The sequence below is a fragment of the Vibrio sp. SBT000027 genome, assembly GCF_963894355.1.
GTDB lineage: Bacteria > Pseudomonadota > Gammaproteobacteria > Enterobacterales > Vibrionaceae > Vibrio > Vibrio splendidus.
Genome location: NZ_CAWQGD010000004.1, coordinates 2,675,443 through 2,694,967, shown reverse-complemented (window position 1 = coordinate 2,694,967; position 19,525 = coordinate 2,675,443). Strand labels below are relative to the sequence as shown.

The 19,525-nt window shown below is 43.2% G+C and carries 16 protein-coding genes and 1 other annotated feature; of the genes, 7 read left to right on the top strand and 9 right to left on the bottom strand.

Features of this window, described 5'->3' with window-relative positions; all coding sequences use genetic code 11:
* Positions 1–66: 66 nt before the first annotated feature.
* From nagZ to tyrA, 3 genes are all read left to right on the top strand, one after another.
* Positions 67–1,056, top strand: a complete 990-nt coding sequence (gene nagZ / locus AACU28_RS21890; RefSeq protein ID WP_004735045.1) for a beta-N-acetylhexosaminidase — start codon at positions 67–69, stop codon at positions 1,054–1,056.
* 246 nt (positions 1,057–1,302) lie between these two features.
* Entirely contained in the window at positions 1,303–2,376 is a 1,074-nt protein-coding gene (locus tag AACU28_RS21885; protein ID WP_017077736.1) for a 3-deoxy-7-phosphoheptulonate synthase, read from the top strand.
* A gap of 117 nt (positions 2,377–2,493) precedes the next feature.
* The gene (gene tyrA, locus AACU28_RS21880) at positions 2,494–3,621 is read left to right on the top strand and encodes a bifunctional chorismate mutase/prephenate dehydrogenase (RefSeq protein ID WP_017084805.1); all 1,128 of its coding nucleotides are present in this window, start codon (positions 2,494–2,496) and stop codon (positions 3,619–3,621) included.
* A gap of 144 nt (positions 3,622–3,765) precedes the next feature.
* Here tyrA and AACU28_RS21875 read toward each other — a convergent pair whose 3' ends face one another.
* The 3 genes from AACU28_RS21875 to ettA form a co-directional block, all read right to left on the bottom strand.
* Positions 3,766–4,776 carry a M23 family metallopeptidase gene (locus AACU28_RS21875; protein WP_121603590.1) on the bottom strand — a complete coding sequence of 337 codons (1,011 nt, stop codon included), beginning with the start codon at positions 4,774–4,776 and terminating at the stop codon, positions 3,766–3,768.
* Between the two features lie 48 nt (positions 4,777–4,824).
* Positions 4,825–5,193, bottom strand: a complete 369-nt coding sequence (locus AACU28_RS21870; RefSeq protein WP_004735041.1) for a PilZ domain-containing protein — start codon at positions 5,191–5,193, stop codon at positions 4,825–4,827.
* A gap of 90 nt (positions 5,194–5,283) precedes the next feature.
* Positions 5,284–6,951, bottom strand: a complete 1,668-nt coding sequence (ettA, locus tag AACU28_RS21865) for an energy-dependent translational throttle protein EttA (RefSeq protein WP_004735040.1) — start codon at positions 6,949–6,951, stop codon at positions 5,284–5,286.
* Positions 6,952–7,215: 264 nt separating this feature from the next.
* Here ettA and sltY point away from each other — a divergent pair, with 264 nt between their 5' ends.
* The gene (gene sltY, locus AACU28_RS21860; RefSeq protein WP_121603589.1) at positions 7,216–9,165 is read left to right on the top strand and encodes a murein transglycosylase; all 1,950 of its coding nucleotides are present in this window, start codon (positions 7,216–7,218) and stop codon (positions 9,163–9,165) included.
* A gap of 172 nt (positions 9,166–9,337) precedes the next feature.
* Entirely contained in the window at positions 9,338–9,631 is a 294-nt protein-coding gene (gene trpR, locus AACU28_RS21855; protein ID WP_121603588.1) for a trp operon repressor, read from the top strand.
* Between the two features lie 123 nt (positions 9,632–9,754).
* On the opposite strand, the gene yjjX is transcribed toward trpR, so the two are convergent.
* The 6 genes from yjjX to AACU28_RS21825 all read right to left on the bottom strand — a co-directional run bounded on the left by yjjX (position 9,755) and on the right by AACU28_RS21825 (position 17,540).
* A complete protein-coding gene (gene yjjX, locus AACU28_RS21850) occupies positions 9,755–10,276 on the bottom strand; it encodes an inosine/xanthosine triphosphatase (protein ID WP_017087561.1) in 522 nt (173 codons plus the stop codon).
* Entirely contained in the window at positions 10,239–12,617 is a 2,379-nt protein-coding gene (locus AACU28_RS21845; RefSeq protein WP_061024580.1) for a putative bifunctional diguanylate cyclase/phosphodiesterase, read from the bottom strand. Before AACU28_RS21845 ends, yjjX begins: the two co-directional genes overlap by 38 nt.
* Before the next feature lie 436 nt (positions 12,618–13,053).
* Positions 13,054–14,229, bottom strand: coding sequence for a prephenate dehydratase (pheA, locus tag AACU28_RS21840; RefSeq protein WP_004735035.1), 1,176 nt, complete (start codon positions 14,227–14,229; stop codon positions 13,054–13,056).
* 12 nt (positions 14,230–14,241) lie between these two features.
* Positions 14,242–14,363, bottom strand: a sequence feature (Phe leader region).
* Between the two features lie 110 nt (positions 14,364–14,473).
* Positions 14,474–14,809 carry a ribosome hibernation-promoting factor, HPF/YfiA family gene (gene hpf, locus AACU28_RS21835; RefSeq protein WP_004735034.1) on the bottom strand — a complete coding sequence of 112 codons (336 nt, stop codon included), beginning with the start codon at positions 14,807–14,809 and terminating at the stop codon, positions 14,474–14,476.
* Positions 14,810–15,249: 440 nt separating this feature from the next.
* The gene (locus tag AACU28_RS21830; protein ID WP_310794056.1) at positions 15,250–16,674 is read right to left on the bottom strand and encodes an MltF family protein; all 1,425 of its coding nucleotides are present in this window, start codon (positions 16,672–16,674) and stop codon (positions 15,250–15,252) included.
* Between the two features lie 137 nt (positions 16,675–16,811).
* Complete coding sequence (locus AACU28_RS21825; protein WP_004735032.1) at positions 16,812–17,540, bottom strand: outer membrane protein assembly factor BamD; 729 nt, start codon at positions 17,538–17,540, stop codon at positions 16,812–16,814.
* 137 nt (positions 17,541–17,677) lie between these two features.
* On the opposite strand from AACU28_RS21825, the gene rluD reads away from it, so the two are divergent.
* Positions 17,678–18,652: a 23S rRNA pseudouridine(1911/1915/1917) synthase RluD gene (rluD, locus tag AACU28_RS21820; protein ID WP_009848467.1), complete on the top strand. Its 975-nt coding sequence runs from the start codon at positions 17,678–17,680 to the stop codon at positions 18,650–18,652.
* Positions 18,653–18,660: 8 nt separating this feature from the next.
* Positions 18,661–19,395, top strand: coding sequence for a peptidoglycan editing factor PgeF (gene pgeF / locus AACU28_RS21815; RefSeq protein WP_121603587.1), 735 nt, complete (start codon positions 18,661–18,663; stop codon positions 19,393–19,395).
* The last annotated feature ends 130 nt before the right edge of the window (positions 19,396–19,525 follow it).

Genomic DNA, 19,525 nt, shown 5'->3' with positions numbered 1-19,525 from the left:
TGTAAAGCAAATTTAAAGAGAATAATCTCGGGAAGTTTATGAAATTAGGTTTAATAAGGGATAAATATGGGACCGTTGTGGGTAGATGTTGCGGGCTATGAGCTAACAGCTGAAGACAGAGAAATTTTAGAGCACCCAACTGTTGGTGGTCTCATCTTATTTGCTCGAAACTACCACGATAGCAAACAGCTTTCGGCGTTAAACAAAGAGATCCGCAAGGTAGCGAAACGTCCTATTTTGATTGGTGTTGACCAAGAAGGCGGCCGAGTTCAGCGCTTCCGCGATGGATTTTCAATTATCCCTGCCGCTCAAGAATTCGCGACTAAGAATAATGGTGAGCAGTTAGCAGAACAAGCCGGTTGGTTGATGGCGGCGGAATTGATTGCCCATGATATCGATCTGAGCTTTGCGCCTGTATTAGATAAAGGTCACGACTGTAAAGCGATTGGTAGCCGGGCGTTTGGTGAAGATATTGATACCATCGTTCGCCACAGTAGTGCTTTTATTAAGGGCATGAAATCGGTTGGAATGGCGACAACAGGCAAGCACTTCCCAGGACACGGCGGTGTGATTGCTGATTCGCACCTTGAAACGCCTTACGATCCTAGAGACGACATCTTTGAAACCGACATGGCCATCTTCAAGGCTCAAATTGAAGCTGGAATATTAGATGCGATGATGCCTGCGCACGTGGTTTTTTCGCACTATGATGATCAGCCAGCGAGTGGCTCTGAGTATTGGTTGCAGAAAGTATTGAAGCAACAGCTTGGATTTAAAGGCTTGGTGTTCTCTGATGACCTAACTATGGAAGGTGCTGCGATTATGGGTGGGCCAGCCGATAGAGCGAAGGCTGCTCTGAATGCAGGGTGTGACATGGTGCTGATGTGTAATAAGCGAGATGCACAAATTGAGGCTCTTGATCACTTAGCGATTCAAGAGGTGCCTTTAGCCAACTCATTGCTTAAAAAGCACAGCTTTGATTTATCGACGCTTCACTCGGATAGTCGATGGAAAAAGGCCTCAGAGCAAATTAAGCGAATGTTAAACGCTGGGTGATAAATAAACACTCTATAAGTTTGAAGAAGGCGATATGAGAAATATCGCCTTTTTTGTATGTGTGGGGCGCGGTTTAAACTGGTTTGTGTATCAGAGTGAATTAAAGAGGCTGTGTAAATTTTAATTTACAGTAAATGTTTTTTATTGTTTACACTTGCAATCGTTTTTGTAGCTGTTATTGTGTTTTTAAAGATTGTTAGCCCAAATGGAAATGTTGGGTGTAAAAATAAATATACAGGTTGAGTTATGCAGAAAAGTGAATTAAGCAATGTCAATATCATCGACGAACAGGTACTGATTACTCCAGAGGAGTTAAAAGCAAAACTGCCTTTGAGTGATAATGCTCGTCGTTTCATTCAAGAGTCTCGTGAAACTATAGCAAATATCATTCATAAGAAAGATCATCGCATGCTTGTAGTATGTGGCCCATGTTCTATCCATGATATTGAAGCTGCAAAAGAGTACGCGAAACGCTTAAAAGATTTATCTGAGCAGCTTAGCGACCAACTGTATATTGTAATGCGTGTTTACTTTGAGAAGCCTCGTACCACTGTTGGTTGGAAAGGCTTGATCAATGACCCACATCTAGATGGTACGTTCGATATTGAGCATGGTCTGCATGTTGGTCGTGAGCTTTTAGTTGAGTTAGCTGAGATGGAAATCCCACTAGCGACCGAAGCGCTAGACCCAATCAGCCCACAATACCTAGCAGATACATTCAGCTGGGCTGCGATTGGCGCACGTACTACTGAATCTCAAACTCACCGTGAAATGGCAAGTGGCCTTTCAATGCCAATCGGCTTTAAGAACGGTACTGACGGTAACTTAGGTACTGCAATTAATGCGATGCAGGCTGCTTCTTCTAGTCACCGTTTCATGGGTATCAGCCGTGAAGGTGAGGTTGCACTGCTAACGACTCAGGGTAACCCAAACGGTCACGTTATTTTACGTGGCGGTAAGCAAACGAATTACGATTCAGTATCAGTACATGAATGTGAACAAGAATTGGGCAAATCTGGTTTAGAAGCTGCGTTGATGGTTGATTGCAGCCATGCGAACTCTCGTAAAGATTTCCGCCGCCAACCGTTGGTTGCTGAAGACGTTATCCACCAAGTGCGTGAAGGCAATAAATCGATTATTGGCCTGATGATTGAGAGCCACATTAACGAAGGTAATCAGCCGTCAGATATTCCTCTAAATGAGATGAAATACGGCGTTTCTATTACCGACGCGTGTATCAATTGGGAGTCAACTGAGGCACTATTGAAACATGCACATACGGAGTTAGTCCCGTTTTTAGAGAACCGCCTGAAAGGTTAGTCAGAGTTTAAATTTAAGTGCCTCATCTAATGGGGCATTTTAAGATCTGTTGCTAACGAACTTGCATCAGTGCAGGCTTTTAGATTAGTACGGGCTTATAGATTAGTAAGGAATAAAATGGCCGTTGAACTGAACGAATTACGCGACCAAATCGATGCTGTCGATAAACAAATGTTGGATTTACTCGCTCAACGACTAGCTCTAGTAGAGAAAGTCGGAGAAGTAAAAAGTGAACATGGTTTACCTATTTATGTACCAGAGCGCGAAGCTGCGATGCTGGCGTCTCGTCGTCAAGAAGCCGAGAAAATAGGGGTTCCACCGCAGTTAATCGAAGATATTTTGCGTCGTACGATGCGTGAGTCTTATGCCAGTGAAAAAGATTCTGGTTTTAAGTGCCTTAACCCAGAGTTACGTTCAGTGGTTATCGTTGGTGGTAATGGTCAACTTGGTGGTCTGTTTGGCCGTATGTTCAAGCTTTCTGGTTACGAAGTGAAAATCCTTGGCAGCCAAGATTGGGATAGAGCCGACGAGATTTTAGATAATGCTGGCCTTGTAGTTGTAACGGTTCCAATTCACCTGACAGAAGGTGTGATTGCGAAGCTGGGTAACCTACCAAGCGATTGTATTCTGTGTGATCTGACGTCGATTAAATCAAAGCCTCTACAAGCAATGATGAACATGCACCAAGGCCCAGTGGTTGGGTTACACCCAATGTTTGGCCCTGATGTTCCAAGCCTTGCGAAACAAGTGATTGTTTACAGTGATGGACGTGGTTCTGAAAGCTACCAATGGTTGCTGAATCAATTTGGTATTTGGGGCGCGAGCCTTTGCCAGATGGATGCTGCTGAACACGACCATGGCATGACTCTGATTCAAGCACTACGCCACTTCACCTCTTTTGCTTACGGCTTGCACCTAAGTAAAGAGAACCCGAACATTGATCAGCTTCTGAAGCTAAGCTCGCCAATCTACCGACTTGAGATTGCGATGGTTGGTCGTCTGTTCGCTCAAGACCCGAACTTGTACGGTGATATCATTCTTTCTTCAGATGAGAACATTGAGATGATTCGACGTTTCCATAGTCGTTTCGGTGAAGCATTAGAAATTTTGGATGGGAAAGATAAAGCCAAATTCGTTGATAGCTTTAATCAAGTCAGTGATTGGTTTGGTGACTACTCACAGCAGTTCTTGCAAGAGAGCCAAAATCTTTTAAAACAAGCACATGACTCGATTCATCGTGGCTAATCACTATTTGAAATTATAAAAAAAGAGCGACCTGATGGTCGCTCTTTTTGTTTGTGCTGAACGCTATAAAAGCATTTGGCCTACAGTAGGCTAAAAGCAATTAGATCATCATAGGCCAAATCAACATCTCCTAATAACCAACAACTAGTTAGTCGTGATAGGCTTTTTGTTCTCTTCACTCGATACGGTGTCGATAGTCGAGCTAATGTAAGGCACATTCGTCAGGTTGATCTGCAAGCGAACTACATTATCAATCAGTTGAACCAATGGACCCCACTTAACCTTTTTCTCTTTCTCGAACACGTAGTTGAAGTTTTCCGGTGTCCAATCCATCAAGTATTGAGGATTCAATGAACGACCAAGGAAGCGTACTTCGTAATGCAGGTGTGGCCCGGTTGAGTTACCTGAGTTACCACAGCTTGCAATCACATCACCTTTACTCACAAACTGACCGCTGCGAACTTTGAATTTTTGTAGGTGCGCGTAAGAACTCATGAAACCAAACGAGTGACGCATAGTAATAAAGTTACCGAAGCCTTTTTTACTTGGGCGTACCGTTTCAATGACTCCATCTGCGGGCGCGACAATATCTTCACCACGCTTACACGTTAGATCGATACCAGTATGTACATGGCGTTTACCTGAAATAGGGTTAGTGCGGCTACCATAAGAAGAAGAGATACGTTGATAAGCCATAGGACTGTCGTTTGGAATCAAACGGAACATCGTCGCTCTTACTGCTGAATCTACCGCCGCAGCATCAATGCGATCTTCTAAAGAGATATCATCGGTAAGCAGTTCTTCATCAGCAAGACCCAGCACGGATTCCACATCAAATACACGCTTACCAAGCAGTTGAATGGTGCCTTCTTTTTCTGTCAGTGTTTGCGATAACGAGTGATTGGTTTCTACCTGCTCAGCGTAAAGAAACTCGGTTTGCTCTTTTTCAACAATCAGCGTTTCAATCAACTGTTGTGCATCGCCTGCTTGCATCGCGAGCTCTTGTTTACCTTCGAAGTACATGTATGCAGCTCCGCCAATTAACAGTGGCACTGAAAAAATGGCAGTGGTGCACATGAGCACGGCTTTTCGGCCGAAGTAAAACGTCTGTTCCCCTTGGTTAGAGGGAATAGTAATGGAAATTTTTTTAGACATGGTTCTGTATTAACTAAATGCTTCTAATAGAAAAAGGTAATGGAGATATTATTCCTTACCCAAATCGGTAAGGTGTTCAATCTCTCTGTAAAGCAGTTCATCGTCGCCGACATTAAGCTCAACAAGGCGCTTAAGGTGGCTAATACTATCAATATCTAAATGCTCTATGCGTAAACGCATTGAGGTATTGATGGTAGAGACTATCGTTGCTTCTAACTGAATATTGATATCACTGTTGGTGAGCTTAAAGCTGACTTGAACAGGAGCATCGTGGCTGAGTTGCTGCCATTTATCACACTGAATGAGTAAACCATGAAGAGATAAGTCTTGCACCGAGCCTGATACATTTACTTGTCCTTGTGAGATCTCAGTCGGGACTTGATAAATAACTCGTGAAAATTGACGTCTTTCAAGCATAGGTAATTTCTCTATATCAATAGGTAAATAGTAAGCCAGATATATCAAAGGCCGCTATTATCGCGGCCTTTGTTCAAAATACAAGCTAATTTACTTAGCAATACGCTTGTACTTGATACGGTGCGGTTCAGCCGCTTGTGCGCCCAGAGTCTTTTTCAGCCACTCTGTGTATTCAGTATAGTTACCTTCGTAGAAGTTAACTTGACCTTCATCACGGTAGTCTAAGATATGGGTCGCAATACGGTCAAGGAACCAACGGTCATGCGAGATAACCATTGCACAGCCAGGGAACTCAAGCAGCGCTTCTTCAAGTGCACGTAGAGTTTCGACATCAAGGTCATTGGTTGGTTCATCGAGTAGCAGTACGTTGCCGCCCGCTTTCAGCAGTTTCGCAAGGTGAACACGGTTACGTTCACCACCAGAAAGCTGACCGATGATTTTCTGTTGGTCGTTGCCTTTGAAGTTGAAACGAGAACAGTAAGCACGTGCAGGGATTTCGAAGTTGTTGATCTTAATGATATCAGCGCCTTCAGAGATCTCTTGGAATACTGTTTTGGTGTCGTCCATGCTGTCACGGAACTGATCAACAGAAGCAAGCTTAACCGTTTCGCCTAATTCAACTGAACCTGAATCTGGCTGTTCTGCGCCGCTTAGCATCTTGAATAGTGTTGATTTACCTGCACCGTTGGCACCTACGATACCCACAATAGCGCCTTTAGGCATGCTGAATGATAGGTCATCGATAAGAACGCGATCACCAAATGACTTCGTTAGGTTCTTAACTTCAAGTACCTTGTCACCTAAACGCTCACCTGGCGGGATGAACAGTTCGTTGGTTTCGTTACGCTTCTGGTATTGGCCAGTTGTGAGTTCTTCAAAACGAGCCATACGAGCTTTAGACTTAGCCTGACGGCCTTTAGGATTCTGACGAACCCACTCAAGTTCTTTCTCGATTGTCTTTTGACGTGCGCTTTCGCCTGATTTTTCTTGTTTTAGACGCTCATCTTTCTGTTCTAGCCAAGATGTGTAGTTACCTTCCCATGGAATACCTTCACCACGGTCAAGTTCTAGAATCCAGCCAGCAGCGTTGTCTAGGAAGTAACGGTCGTGGGTAATTGCCACAACAGTACCGCTGTAATCAACAAGGAAGTGCTCAAGCCAAGCAACTGATTCTGCATCCAAGTGGTTAGTTGGTTCATCAAGAAGCAGCATGTCTGGCTTCTCTAGAAGTAGACGACAGATCGCAACACGACGACGTTCACCACCGGATAGGAGTTCGATTTTCGCATCCCACTCAGGAAGACGAAGTGCGTCAGCTGCGCGCTCTAGAGCTGTCTCTAGGTTGTGGCCGTCTTTCGCTTGGATCAGTGCTTCAAGCTCGCCTTGTTCTTTAGCAAGCGCATCGAAATCTGCATCTGGTTCAGCGTAAGCTGCATATACTGCATCGATACGTTTAAGTGCGTCTGCAACATCAGAAACCGCTTCTTCTACGATTTCACGCACTGTTTTTGATTCGTCTAGTACAGGCTCTTGCGGTAGGTAACCGACTTTAAGACCTTGTTGTGCACGAGCTTCACCATCAATATCAGTATCAATACCAGCCATGATACGTAGTAGGGTAGATTTACCTGAACCATTTAGACCCAAAACACCGATTTTAGCGCCAGGAAAAAAGCTAAGAGAAATGTCTTTAAGAATTTGACGCTTAGGTGGAACAGTTTTGCTCACCCGAGACATGGTATATACGTATTCAGCCATTGCCGATCGATCCTAATTTATTGTTCAAAATTGTCGTCTATTTTATACCAATATCCCCAAAGATGTTACTCCTAGGACAGAAAAGCCATTCTTGAACTAATCCTTACCTATTATTGTCACATTGGTCATTAAAACTATATTTAATAAGCTTCTGAGGCGAAGTGTTAAATATTAATAATATTTACACTCAATCTCTTTACATTTGATGTGATGTCGGGCGTAAATAGACTTCACGTATTCATACACGCACTAAGGAAAGAGCGAATGTTTTTCCGCATTGGTAATACGAAAATTGCTGTGGCTGCATCGGCAATTTTGTCTTCATTTTCACTGGCTCCGATGGCTATGGCTAGCAATGCCTCCAAGCTTGAAATGCAGCGTGATGTTTATGACAGAGCGCAAGAGGTTTTAGACAACCGTGATCTAGAAGCTTACGCTGCGCTACGTAACAAAATTCAAACATATCCGTTAACGCCTTACACTGATTATCGCGCCTTCTTATTAGGCTTAGGTGATCGCACACCTACTGAAGTGGATGCCTTTATTGAAGAGAATAAAGCCCTACCATTTTCGAATCGTATGCGTGCGCCTTATTTAGATTTATTGGCGGCTCAAAAACAGTGGAAGACGATCCTTGAGTTTCAAACCAAAGAGCCTGTTGGTGAAAAATATCAATGTATCTACTACCGTGCGAATTATGAGCAAGGAAACAAAGAGCTCGCCTTCAAAGGTGCGAAGCAGCTTTGGTTGAGTGGCAGTGGTGTCGATGATAGCTGTGATCCGCTCTTCGAAAGTTGGGATGAAGCGGATTTAAGAACGGATGAGCTGATATTACAGCGAATGCTATTGGCGTTTGATAAACGAAACGGCAAGTTAATGACCTATCTGATCAAGCAATTGGATCATGATGAGTCAATTGCTCAAGCTAAGCAGATGAAGGCGTTGTACAACAAGCCTGAAAATGTACTCGCGTTTGCTAAGAAGCACCCAGCGAATGAATTCTACCAAGCTCAAACCGAATTTGGTTTTAAGAAGCTCGCAAGGAAATCAGCAAGCAGCGCTCAAGAGGTTTTTGATGATGTAGTGAAAGCTCAAAAGCTATCTAAAGAAAAATCTCAAGAGTTAGCGGATTACCTCACGTTCCGTTTGATCAATACCGATTCTGAAGAGCTGATGGCGTGGCGAGACAAAATGCTCGCGAGCTCATCAAAACAAGTTTTGTTGGAACGACGTGCTCGCTTAGCGATTCAACATGCCGATTGGACTGGCTTGAAAGAGTGGATTGCGCGCTTAGATGATAAACATCAAGCTTCGCTTCGTTGGCAGTATTGGCAGGGCAGAGCTGAGATAGCGCTAGGCGAGACTGCTGAAGGTAACAAACGACTGTCAGACATTTTGGGTCAGCGTAATTTCTACAGTGTGGCTGCCGCTAAGCAATTAGGTAAGCCAGTTCAGTACCCAACATCGACACTCAAATACAACGCTGAAACAGTAAAGCCATTTGAGACTTCTTTGGTTCGAATCGGCGAGCTGATTGACCGAGATAAAATAGCGGCAGCGAAGAGTGAATGGCGTTGGTTGTTAACCAATGCTGATAAAGAGCAGAAATCAATGCTTGCCGCTTATGCCGCGACACAGCGTTGGAATCACTTTACAGTGACAGCGAGTATCTCGGCGAAGATGTGGGACAACATTGCGTTACGTTTCCCTGTCGCCCATAAGTGGTGGTTTAACTTCTACGCTGAAAAGCACGATATCAACCCAATCACTTTGATGTCTTTAGCGAGACAAGAGAGTGCAATGGATTCAGAAGCTCGCTCTCCTGTTGGAGCTCGCGGTATCATGCAAATCATGCCGAAGACGGCTCAATATACAGCGAAGAAGCATCAGATTAAGTACCAGGGTAGTGATGATCTTTACGATGTGAGCAAGAACATTGAGATTGGCAGTCACTACCTAGATGGACTGCTGTCTCAATATGATAACAACCGCATTTTTGCTTTCGCTGCATACAACGCAGGTCCGAGCCGAGTAAAACAGTGGCGTTCACGCAGTGATGAAAAGTTAGATGCGTACGCCTTTATCGAAATGATCCCATTCAAGGAGACTCGTGGCTATGTTCAGAATATCTTGATGTTTGAGACCTACTATCGAGATATCTTGGGCGAGAAAGGGATGTTTTTAGCGCCCCATGAGGCCGAAACGAAATACTAGGGGTTCGGTACTTTCTCCGAAACTGAGTAATATTAAAGGCAGTGAGTGCGAACCAGTTCCACTTGCTGCCTTTTTACATTGGATCAAAGTAAGTGTTTCGGTATAAAGTGTTAAACGCTTTCAATCATTAAGCGGCTACTTCAAGCCAAAATTTAAAAGTAAGTGTAGAAATATGGCATCACAACCTGAATATGAGAATTGGCAACAACTAATGGATTTGGTAAAAACAGCGGCTGAGAAAGATCAGCATGAACTGTTGTTGACCATGATGATGACACCTGATGAGCGAGATGTTTTGGTCGCTCGAGTGAATATTCTTTGTGAACTCATGAAAGGGGACATGTCACAAAGACAGGTGAGCCAAATGTTAGGTGTGGGTGTGGCTACGATCACGCGAGGCTCTAATGAGCTAAAGGCTAAATCTGAGCAAGAGAAAGCGGCAATTGCAGAGCTGTTACTTAAGTAAGCATTTAAACAGTAAGCCTAAGAGCTTGATAAAAACGCTAACCATAGGTTAGCGTTTTTTGTTTTTATCCCGCTCAATGATATTACCTCTAGAGAGGCGAAATATCGTGTTTCTTAAACAAGACTAAGCAGGGAAGTGCTTAGGGTTAACAAATGGGATCAGCGCTAGGATTAAAGCTTGGCTATATACAGAACTGCGAGATAGTTGGTTATGTGTCAATAAGCCAATCGCACCGCCTTTTTGCTTTATGTTGTCGGTGCCGAATACTTCATCCATCACATCACCTAGCTCATTCGCATGCTGGAGTTTATCAAGCACAACGGGTGGCAGCATCAAGCTTGCTGAGCGAGATTCTCCGCGCTGACCGTTTGCTTCAACGACCATCCAAGCAAATGTAACCTTTCCTTCTATTCCAGACTCTAATCCAACATAAAAATCCGCATCAGGTTGAGCTTGAGTTGCGTTGTGAACGCGATTTACCGCACCTTGATAGGTCTCGTCGTTGCTCATCGGTTGATCAGAGACACCGCTAGGGACGCTGATGCCTTTGAAATCAAATTCAGTATCAGGAAAAGCAGATAAGAATGCACTTTTAACGGCGTTAATTTTAGCTGGGTTCAGCGATGCGATGATTACAGATTTCATGTATTGGATTCTTTTTTTTATCGATTAAATTGAGTTGATGTTGTCGGTACCAATCACTCAGTTCTTCTAATGGCATAGGTTTACCGAAGTAATAGCCTTGCAGCATATCGCACTGTGCTTCTTGCAACCACTGATGCATGCTTTCAGTTTCGATGCCCTCGGCTGTGACCTTCTTACCCTGAGCATGACATAACCCGATAACCGGTTTCACTATGTTCTGATTATCGGTCTCAATTAAGGTGTCTAAAAAGGCTTTATCGAGCTTAATTTTTTGAGTTGGATACTGCACCAGTTGAGTGATGGAGGTGTAGCCAGATCCAAAGTCATCAATGGCTAATCGATATCCCATATCAGAGAGTTCGTTAAGCAGCGGAAAACCTTCAGAGTTTGAGTAAAAGGTTTCGGTAATTTCAAAATCAATCAAACTCGGCGGAATTCGATTTAAATCGGCGTGCTCTTTGATGAAGTCAGCAAGATCAGTCGTTTCAATCCCAGCAGAAGATAAGTTAATCGACAATTGAATTGAGTGATCAAATTGAGCCTGAAGTCGGTGAAAAGAAGCAAATGCATTCTGAATGACCCACTGATCAACCTGATCGAATAATCCTGTTTGCTCGGCAATTGGAATGAATTCATCAGGTGGAACCAAGCCTAGTTGCTCCGAATTCCAACGTAATAACACCTCAACACCAATAACATGGGTTCCTGTTGAATCCATGTACGGCATATAAACGAGCCTAAATTCATCATCAAAGTTCTTGTCTCTGAGTGCGCGTTCAATGTTTGCTTGGCGTTGAATCGCTTTGTCTAAATCTCGTGAATAGTCAGCAAATTGGTTTTTACCTGCACGTTTGGCTTGGTACATCGCGGTATCAGCGTTCGACAGTAGCTTTTCGATGGAGTGGCCATCATTGGGGTAGGTCGCAATACCAATACTGACCGTGATCGGAAAGCTCCCTGATTCTGTGATAAAACCTTTTTGTAGTGGCGTCAGTAAGCTATCAGAGAATCTATGCGCGATATTCCCTTGGCGAGTAGGAGCGTTAATGTACACAACGAACTCGTCTCCAGAAAGTCGGGCTGGCATACAATGAGCGTCAAATTCTGTTTTATAGTGGCTACAAATATCGGAAATACGCTGAGCAAAACTGACCAGAATGGAGTCGCCGATTTGATGTCCATATTTGTCATTCACAAACTTGAAGTTATCTAGGTCAAAGTAGAGAACCCAGGTTTCGGTATTCGAGCTAGGCTTGGGTAATGATTGCTGAACGAAGGTTTGAAATTGATGCCTATTGGCTATTTGGGTTAATTGATCATTCTCGGCCAATAGCTTGGTCTGTTGGTAGGTGTTATCTAACTCTTGGTACATGTCATAAAAACGCTGTGATAGGCGGCCAAGCTCATCACGAGTGCCTAAACGTTCGATGTTCTTACGTTGTTTTTTCTCGACTTGCTGCAGTTGTCGGTCGAGTCGTGTTATCGGGGATATCACACTGCGAGACAAAAGCATGAGTAGCAGAGCAACCGTCACAAACGCGGATAGTGCAAAAGACAAACTCAGCTTATTCCAAATTGATTCGAGCTTGTTTTCCAATAGGAATGGCGCCGGGTCAACGGTGGCGTAAAGTTCTGGCGCAAGCTTGACTGAGTGGGTGACATTATTTTCCAGAGAAACCGCTATAGATGTGAAGAATAAGCTGGTTTGGTAGTCGAACTCTATCTGTTTTCTCAGCGCATTAAATTTATCGAGAGAGACTGACACAACAACAAAGAACACATCGTCGGGGTGATTGTTTGCAGTTGGGAAAATCGTTTTCTTGTCTACCTTCTCGTAGTGAACCAACATCCCTTCACCTTGAGAGTTTTGAATATAGTTGGTACTTGATGCTGCTAAGGTGTCTTGATAGTACTGATCCACAAAATCCAATATTTTGCTGTCAATCTGAGTGCGTGAGTCGCTGTTATTATCAGCGTAATAACTCAATTTTCGCTGACTATTGAGAAGCGCTAACCCGGTATAGCTTTCATCGTCATCTTGCAAGAAGTGTATGGCTTCTCGAAGGTTACTAACCAGTTCAAGATCGCGAGATAGGTTTTGTTCAGTGAGAAAGTAACGCTTCACCATGTCACTTTGGGTCAAGGTGTAAGAGTAGCTATTTAGGAACGAGCGAGACTGTCGAAAATATCCTGCCAACTTTTCCATGTTTAGCTGAAGTGCGTTGTCTTCGCGTTTGATAAAACTGCTTTTCTGCGTTGAATAAATAATATAGCTAGAAGCTGCGGTACTGATCAGTATCACAGGGGTTATCAGTAGTAAGATTTTAGTACTTAGCTTCATAGTTAATGACAACACTATTTATAATTTAAGCGCGTAAGTTTATGTTACTTAATACTTACTCGCTATTAATTACACGTAGTTCGATGATTTCCTGTGAAGGGGGTAAGGTTTTGTCTTTATTGATAAAAAAGCCACTAATGAGTTTTTTGTTAAGAAGGTGTTGAATGGTGTGGGTTAGAAGGCATGTACAGCCAGTGAAATAATCGAGTCATGTCTCAGGAATGCGTAGTGTGAGTATTCCTGAGTACGAGTTATTCCACTAGCCGCTGGTTTTAGCATTTGGCCTACTGTAGGCCAAATGGTTATAGCAGATTTAAACTTATGCCAGCTTTAAACGTTTGTTCGTTAAAAACTTATGTTTGCCAAAAGCTTATGTTCACCAAAGCTTATATTCGCTGAAAACTTATGTTTGTTAAGAGCTTATGTTCGTTAAAAGCTATGACAACTTAACCTGCGTGGCTTTGATGTTTTCACTTGGATAACAACCCAACACTTTAAGGTGACGAGTAATGGCAGTTAGTTCCGTTATCGCTTGCTGCATATTATCTGCATCCAAATGTGCTTCTAAATCAACGTAGAACATCTCTTCCCATGGGTTGCCCATGATAGGACGAGATTCCAGCTTAGTCATGTTGATGCCCAAGCGTTGTAGGATTAGTAGAGTTTCTACCAAAGAACCCGCCTCTTGAGAAGTCGACATGATCAGTGTCGTTTTAGCTGGGATTTGAGTTGATACTTCTACCGGTTTACGCGCCACAACGATGAAACGAGTGTGGTTCTCAGTTTGGTTTGCAATGTTGCCTTGGATTGGCTGAAGCCCATAAAGCTTGCCGCTCGATGCATTGCCAATTGCTGCTACATCATCGCCCTCCAGATCTTTAACCTTCTTCATTGCATCAGCTGTACTTGCGCAAGACTCAAGGCTTACACCTTTAAGACGACTCAAAAACTCACTGCACTGTTGGTGAGGTTGTGGGTGTGAATAGAGGGTTTTGATGTCTTCTAAACGAATATCATTTTTCGCAACCAAGCAGTGTTCGATTGGTTGAGACAGTTCACCTACGATATAAAGCGTTGTGTGTTGCAGTAGGTCGTAGACCTCGTTGATTGAACCTGAACTGGTGTTCTCAATCGGCAACACACCGTAATCTGCATGACCAGATTCCACCGTCGATGCCACTTCTTTGAAATGATTGCAGTTAAGCTCTATCAATTCCATATTCTTACGGCTGAAATATTCACGGCTAGCAAGATGAGAATATGATCCCTTAGAGCCTAAGAATGCAACGCGAGCCAGAGGTTTACGGCTTTGCGGGTTCGCTAGGTTTTGTAAGTATGACTGCTGTAGTAAAACGGAATCTTCGATGATGGTGTGAAACAGTTTAGTAATGTACTGCGCATCAAGCTCATATTTATCTTTGCCGTTGTTGATCAGCTTAACCAGAAGCTGCTGCTCACGAACGGCATCGCGTACAGGCTTTGATGTTTCTACCTTGCTTTTCGCAACTTCGATACTGAGTTTGCGACGTTCGGAAAGTAAACTCAGCAGTTCGTCATCTAAATCATTAAGACGAAGGCGGATATCATCCAGTGAAATTGAGCGGTCAGTCATAAATGTGTCCTTATAAAAAAGCCTCCCTAGTGTGGGAGGCTTCTTGTTCGTTTTTGACTTGTTTTTCTAAAACGACTCAGCCTCCGATTTACGGAAGAAAAAAGAAGTCAAAAATAAACAAAGATTGAGTGTGCATAAAAAGTGATTGTTTTATGAATGTTTAAACACAATAAGCAAGCGAGCTACGAGCGTCAAGCAAAAAAATAGCGCCCTGAGGCGCTATTTTTTAATCTGTTCTCTTTCCTTATTCTACTTCAGCTTCTAGCTCTTCGATTTCAGGCTTTTCAGCGCGGCGCGCTTCAGGTTTATGGCGTAGCTTGTTGAGTTGACGCTCTAGTTTTTGTTCTACTTCGTTGATAGCTACGTAGAGGTCGTCATGGATTGATGAAGCAACAAGTTGGCCTTTTGGTACGGTTAGAACCGCTTCAAATTTTTTCTTCTTGTTTGGTTCTTCGCTAAAGCTCGCTTGGCAGCCAATGATGTCTACTTGCCATTTATCCAGCTTTTTAAATTTGCTTTCTATGTGATCACGGATTGCAGAGGTAATGTCGATGTTTTTACCAGTGATGTTCATTTTCATAGAAGTTTTCCTCTGTTGTATCCCTCATGGGTTAACTTCAGATTACGACTTTTAGGAATAAAGAATGTGATCTAGATCTTGTTTTGGTTGGGTGGGATAAGCATTAAAATCAAATGTGATCTCACGCAAGTCTTAGTATCTTTTTGGCGAAAAATGCTTGTTATCTCTATGAAAAACGATAACTTGGAGGCAAGGCTTCGCTAAAAATTAAACCAGTTTTTAGGGGCGTCTTACAGCTTATTGAAAGTGTTTGATTGAAATTTACTCAATAGTGTTTTGTGATGTAGATCTCGTGATATATATCGCTATATAAGCTTTCTCTGAATTTGATAAGCAAAAGCCGCATAAGTTTTCTTATGCGGCTTTTGTGTTTTTAATTTGCCTTAGTGCCTTAGTGCCTTAGTGCCTTAGTGCCCCTGGCTCTTAGGGTTGAAGACAAACTAATCGTTGGTTTTGAGTAGTCTGGCTGTCCCATTTTCTCGGATAGCATTGATAGCTTGTAGCTGCTTATAGATTACAAAGTAACGGTTGATGTTGGCGACATAGGTCACCGGTTCTTTGCTCACGTATTTACGAGTGATGATTTCTACGTTTTTAAACCAGATGTTTGGGTTGTAACCTTTCTGCTTGGCAATGCGCCTCATCTTTCTGATCTTAGCAGGACCAGCGTTGTAAGAAGCCAAAGTGAAGTAGATTTGGTTATCTGGCGTAATCGCAGGGTCGTCAAAATACCTGTCCTTAATGAAACGCATGTATTTCACACCCGCATGGATGTTGTTATCCACCTTATGTATGTTTTTGATGTTGACGTTTTTGTCTTTGGCGGTACTTGGCAACACCTGCATCACACCAATAGCTCCACGATGAGAAACTCGGCTTTGATCCAGTCCAGACTCTTGGAATCCTTGTGCAGACATCATCAAAGGGTCGAATTCGTATTGACTCGAATACTTTTCAAAAACATCTGACAGCTTAGCCACTCGGTCTATTTTATTTGGGTTGAGCGCTCTACCTAACCAGCGAGTGTTGTCGATGTATTTCTGATAGATAACATTTCCAAGTAGGGTACCTGTTCGTGCCGTCTTGACGTATTTGTTGATCTCTTTTGTTAGTTGAGGGCTGTTTTTTCTTAATGCCCACGCTATTTGGCCATTTTCACGTAAGGGGAAATCGTGATGGACCTGAATGTTTTCCATTACGTCAGTCCATAACTTTGCTTTATGGCTATCTAGGATTGTGCCTTGTATATAGCCTTGGTTGACCAACTCTATCAGCTCGTAGTCTTGTAATGACTCCTCAATAAAGTGGACATGCAGCGGTGGTAAGTCTAATTCATTTAGTTCTTTATTGACTCTTTGTACACTCTCGAAGTAACTCGAACTTGCACGGATCCATACCTCTTTACCGCTCAGTTGCTTGATTTCGGTGATAGGGGCTGAATTCTTTCCTGTGATAATCAGTTCTTTTCCATCTTTAATCATTGGCTCGGAAAAATCGATGATTCGTAATCGCTTGTCGGTGATCGTCAGGTTCGCGACAGCGACGTCGCCATAACCAGATTCTAATGAGGGAAGTAGATCATCTCGCTGCACTGGGATGATTTGAACATTGAGGTAAGGGTGTTTCTTACGAAGGCTCTTCTCAAAGTGGTAGAGCATTTCAGCCACGATGCCTTTTGGTTTGCCATCCTCGATATAATAAAAACCAAGATCAGCAGACACGAGCACTCTAACTGTTCCTTTGGTTTTGAGCACATCTAAGTCACCCATGTAAGGCTCGTTGCTTAACGGGGACAGTTCTAATGCGTAGGATAATTGGCTAAATAGCGATATCCAGATAAATAATAACAACCTACTCACATCCACACTCCATGTTGATGTTTTGTTAAAAGTTATCTTTTGAAGATACCGTGTATTATGCGATTCATCAAGTTTACGAAATTAAGTTCAAAAAAAACGCGCTAATAAATTAGCGCGTTTTCGAATGAATATGACAACGTTGGTTAAGGCAGTGGGTTTAACTCAATCAATTTTTCTGTTCTTGAAGCTGCGTCTTCTAAACCTAGTTGTTTATAAGCTTCTAACTGAATATCCAAAGACTTACGTGCAGCAATTGTGTCTGGGTAAGTCTTCTGCAGCTCTTGTGTTCGGTTTACAGCTGCAATCCAAGCTTCACGGCGTAGGTAGAAATCAGCGGTTGCTAAGTCATACTCTGCGAGGCGGTTCTTAAGTGCGAACATGCGTTTTTGCGCATCTTCTGCATAAGGGCTGCTAGGGAAGCGTTCCAGTAGTCGTTTGAAGTCAGCAAACGCGAGTTTCACTGGTTCTGGATCTCGGTCACTACGGTCGATATTAAAAATGTCGTGCATGAAGTTTCGGTCTTGTGCCATGTGCGTTAGGCCGCGCATGTAAAGCACCCAGTCTTGTTTTTCATGAGTCGGGTTTAAGCGTAGGAATCGAGAAATGGTGGCAAGGCCTAACGCCAAGTCATCATTTTTGTAGTACGCGTAAATCAGATCTAGCTGTACTTGTTCCGAATAGGCGCCGAATGGGTAACGAGAGTCTAAGGCTTCGAGCTTTTCGATTGCAGAAAGCCAGCTACCGCTCTGTAGGGACTCTTGAGCGTCAGAGTAAAGAACCGATGGTGGTACATCCGGTACTATTTCTTCAGTACTTGAACAGCCAACTAAGAGTGATACGGCTAATAGACCCGATAAAGTAAGGTGTTTCATGTCAGGCGTCGATTCCTTGAATTAAATATTTCGTAAGCTTCCGTTACTTTCTAACCAGTAACAGATACAATGATGCAATTATTCTATTTTATCCATACTAATGGGTATTAGTCTCACGGTTTTTAAAAAAGTTCGATATGGCTCAGCAGATAACATTAACAGACACAGTAAAAAGCAGCCAGTTAGGTCAACGTTTAGACCAAGCTGTCGCTGAACTATTTACCGATTTTTCTCGCTCTCGTATTAAAGAGTGGCTTCTTGACGGCAAAATCCAAGTGGATGGCGAAGTTATCACTAAACCGCGCACCATAGTTTTGGGCGGTGAAGCGATCATCCTACAAGCGGAGCTTGCGGATGAAGAGCGCTGGGAAGCACAAGATATTCCGTTAGACATTGTCTATGAAGATGATGATTTATTGGTTATCAATAAACCTCGCGATCTGGTTGTACACCCAGGTGCAGGTACGCCGGATGGAACCATACTAAACGCATTGCTTTTCCATTACCCTCAAATTGCTGAAGTACCTCGTGCGGGTATTGTGCACCGTCTGGATAAAGACACAACTGGTCTTATGGTTGTGGCTAAAACGGTTCCAGCTCAAACTCGCCTTGTGCGAGCTCTTGCTAAACGTCGTATTACTCGTGAATATGAAGCAATTGCTATCGGTAAAATGACAGCAGGTGGTGTGGTTGAGAAAGGCATTAGCCGTCATGCAACTAAGCGTACGTTAATGGACGTAAATGAACTGGGTAAGCCTGCGGTAACTCACTACCGTGTTGCGGAGCACTTCCGCGAACATACTCGTATTCGTCTGCGCCTAGAAACGGGTCGTACTCACCAAATCCGTGTTCACATGTCATACCTTCAGCACCCTCTGTTAGGTGATATCGCGTACGGTGGTCGTGCACGTATTCCAAAAGGTGCATCTGAAGAGCTAACGACAATGATTCGTTCTTTTGATCGCCAAGCGCTACACGCGGTTATGCTTAAATTTGTTCACCCGATTACTGGTGAAGAAGTAGAGTTCCACGCACCTGTGCCAAATGACATGGTTGTGATGGCTGAAGCGTTGCGTGTTGATGCTCGTGAAAACATAGAAGACGACATTTAATCGTGTCAATGATCATCCCTGACTGGAACGCTCTTCAAAACGTGAAAGCATTTGCTTCGACTCGTTTCGATGGTTGTTCTACAGGTGCTTATCAAGGGTTAAACCTCGGTATGCACGTTGGGGATGATACTTCGCTTGTTGAAAGCAATCGAATATGGCTAAAGCAACAATCTAAGATGCCCACAGCTCCAGTATGGCTAAATCAAACTCACTCAACGGATGTCGTTACAGTTTTAGAACCTGTGGCGAATGTGCTTGATGCGGATGGTGCATTTACCACTGCAAAGGGTGTTGTGTGTTCTGCGATGACAGCCGATTGCTTACCAGTCATCCTTACCGATACCAAAGGCACTCAAGTTGCTGCCGTTCATGCGGGTTGGCGTGGTCTTGCTGGTGGTATTCTTGAAAATGCCGTCGCAAAGTTTTCAAACCTAGATTCAGATAATCAGATCATTGCTTGGCTTGGTCCTGCAATTGGTAAAGATGCATTTGAGGTTGGCAACGATGTGTTGGACGCTTTTGTTCGTTTTGACCCTCAAGCGAAATTAGCATTTAAAGCTAAATCTGAACCTGGCAAGTGGTTAGCAAACATGTCTCAACTTGCGACTCAACGACTAATGAAAGTTGGCGTGACTTCGGTTACAGATTCGAATCTATGTACATACGCAGATTCAGATGCTTTCTATTCTTATCGTCGTGATGGTATTACTGGACGTCAGGCGACATTTATTTGGTTAGAGTAATCTCTGACTAGCACAACCACTCATCCAGTTCATTTATATTTTCATATCAGCTCTATTCTTCATCCTTATCCCTTGAAAATCTGCGTTACCGTATCCATCTTCTAACCATAAGATAAACATATCTAAGAGT

Coding starts and splice junctions, on each gene's coding strand:
- pgeF (WP_121603587.1), top strand. CDS start 18,661: ATGATCATCCCTGACTGGAACGCTCTTCAAAACGTGAAAGCATTTGCT.
- trpR (WP_121603588.1), top strand. CDS start 9,338: ATGGCATCACAACCTGAATATGAGAATTGGCAACAACTAATGGATTTG.
- sltY (WP_121603589.1), top strand. CDS start 7,216: ATGTTTTTCCGCATTGGTAATACGAAAATTGCTGTGGCTGCATCGGCA.
- AACU28_RS21845 (WP_061024580.1), bottom strand. CDS start 12,617: ATGAAGCTAAGTACTAAAATCTTACTACTGATAACCCCTGTGATACTG.
- AACU28_RS21885 (WP_017077736.1), top strand. CDS start 1,303: ATGCAGAAAAGTGAATTAAGCAATGTCAATATCATCGACGAACAGGTA.
- tyrA (WP_017084805.1), top strand. CDS start 2,494: ATGGCCGTTGAACTGAACGAATTACGCGACCAAATCGATGCTGTCGAT.
- AACU28_RS21825 (WP_004735032.1), bottom strand. CDS start 17,540: ATGAAACACCTTACTTTATCGGGTCTATTAGCCGTATCACTCTTAGTT.
- nagZ (WP_004735045.1), top strand. CDS start 67: ATGGGACCGTTGTGGGTAGATGTTGCGGGCTATGAGCTAACAGCTGAA.
- AACU28_RS21875 (WP_121603590.1), bottom strand. CDS start 4,776: ATGTCTAAAAAAATTTCCATTACTATTCCCTCTAACCAAGGGGAACAG.
- rluD (WP_009848467.1), top strand. CDS start 17,678: ATGGCTCAGCAGATAACATTAACAGACACAGTAAAAAGCAGCCAGTTA.
- AACU28_RS21870 (WP_004735041.1), bottom strand. CDS start 5,193: ATGCTTGAAAGACGTCAATTTTCACGAGTTATTTATCAAGTCCCGACT.
- hpf (WP_004735034.1), bottom strand. CDS start 14,809: ATGAAAATGAACATCACTGGTAAAAACATCGACATTACCTCTGCAATC.
- yjjX (WP_017087561.1), bottom strand. CDS start 10,276: ATGAAATCTGTAATCATCGCATCGCTGAACCCAGCTAAAATTAACGCC.
- ettA (WP_004735040.1), bottom strand. CDS start 6,951: ATGGCTGAATACGTATATACCATGTCTCGGGTGAGCAAAACTGTTCCA.
- pheA (WP_004735035.1), bottom strand. CDS start 14,229: ATGACTGACCGCTCAATTTCACTGGATGATATCCGCCTTCGTCTTAAT.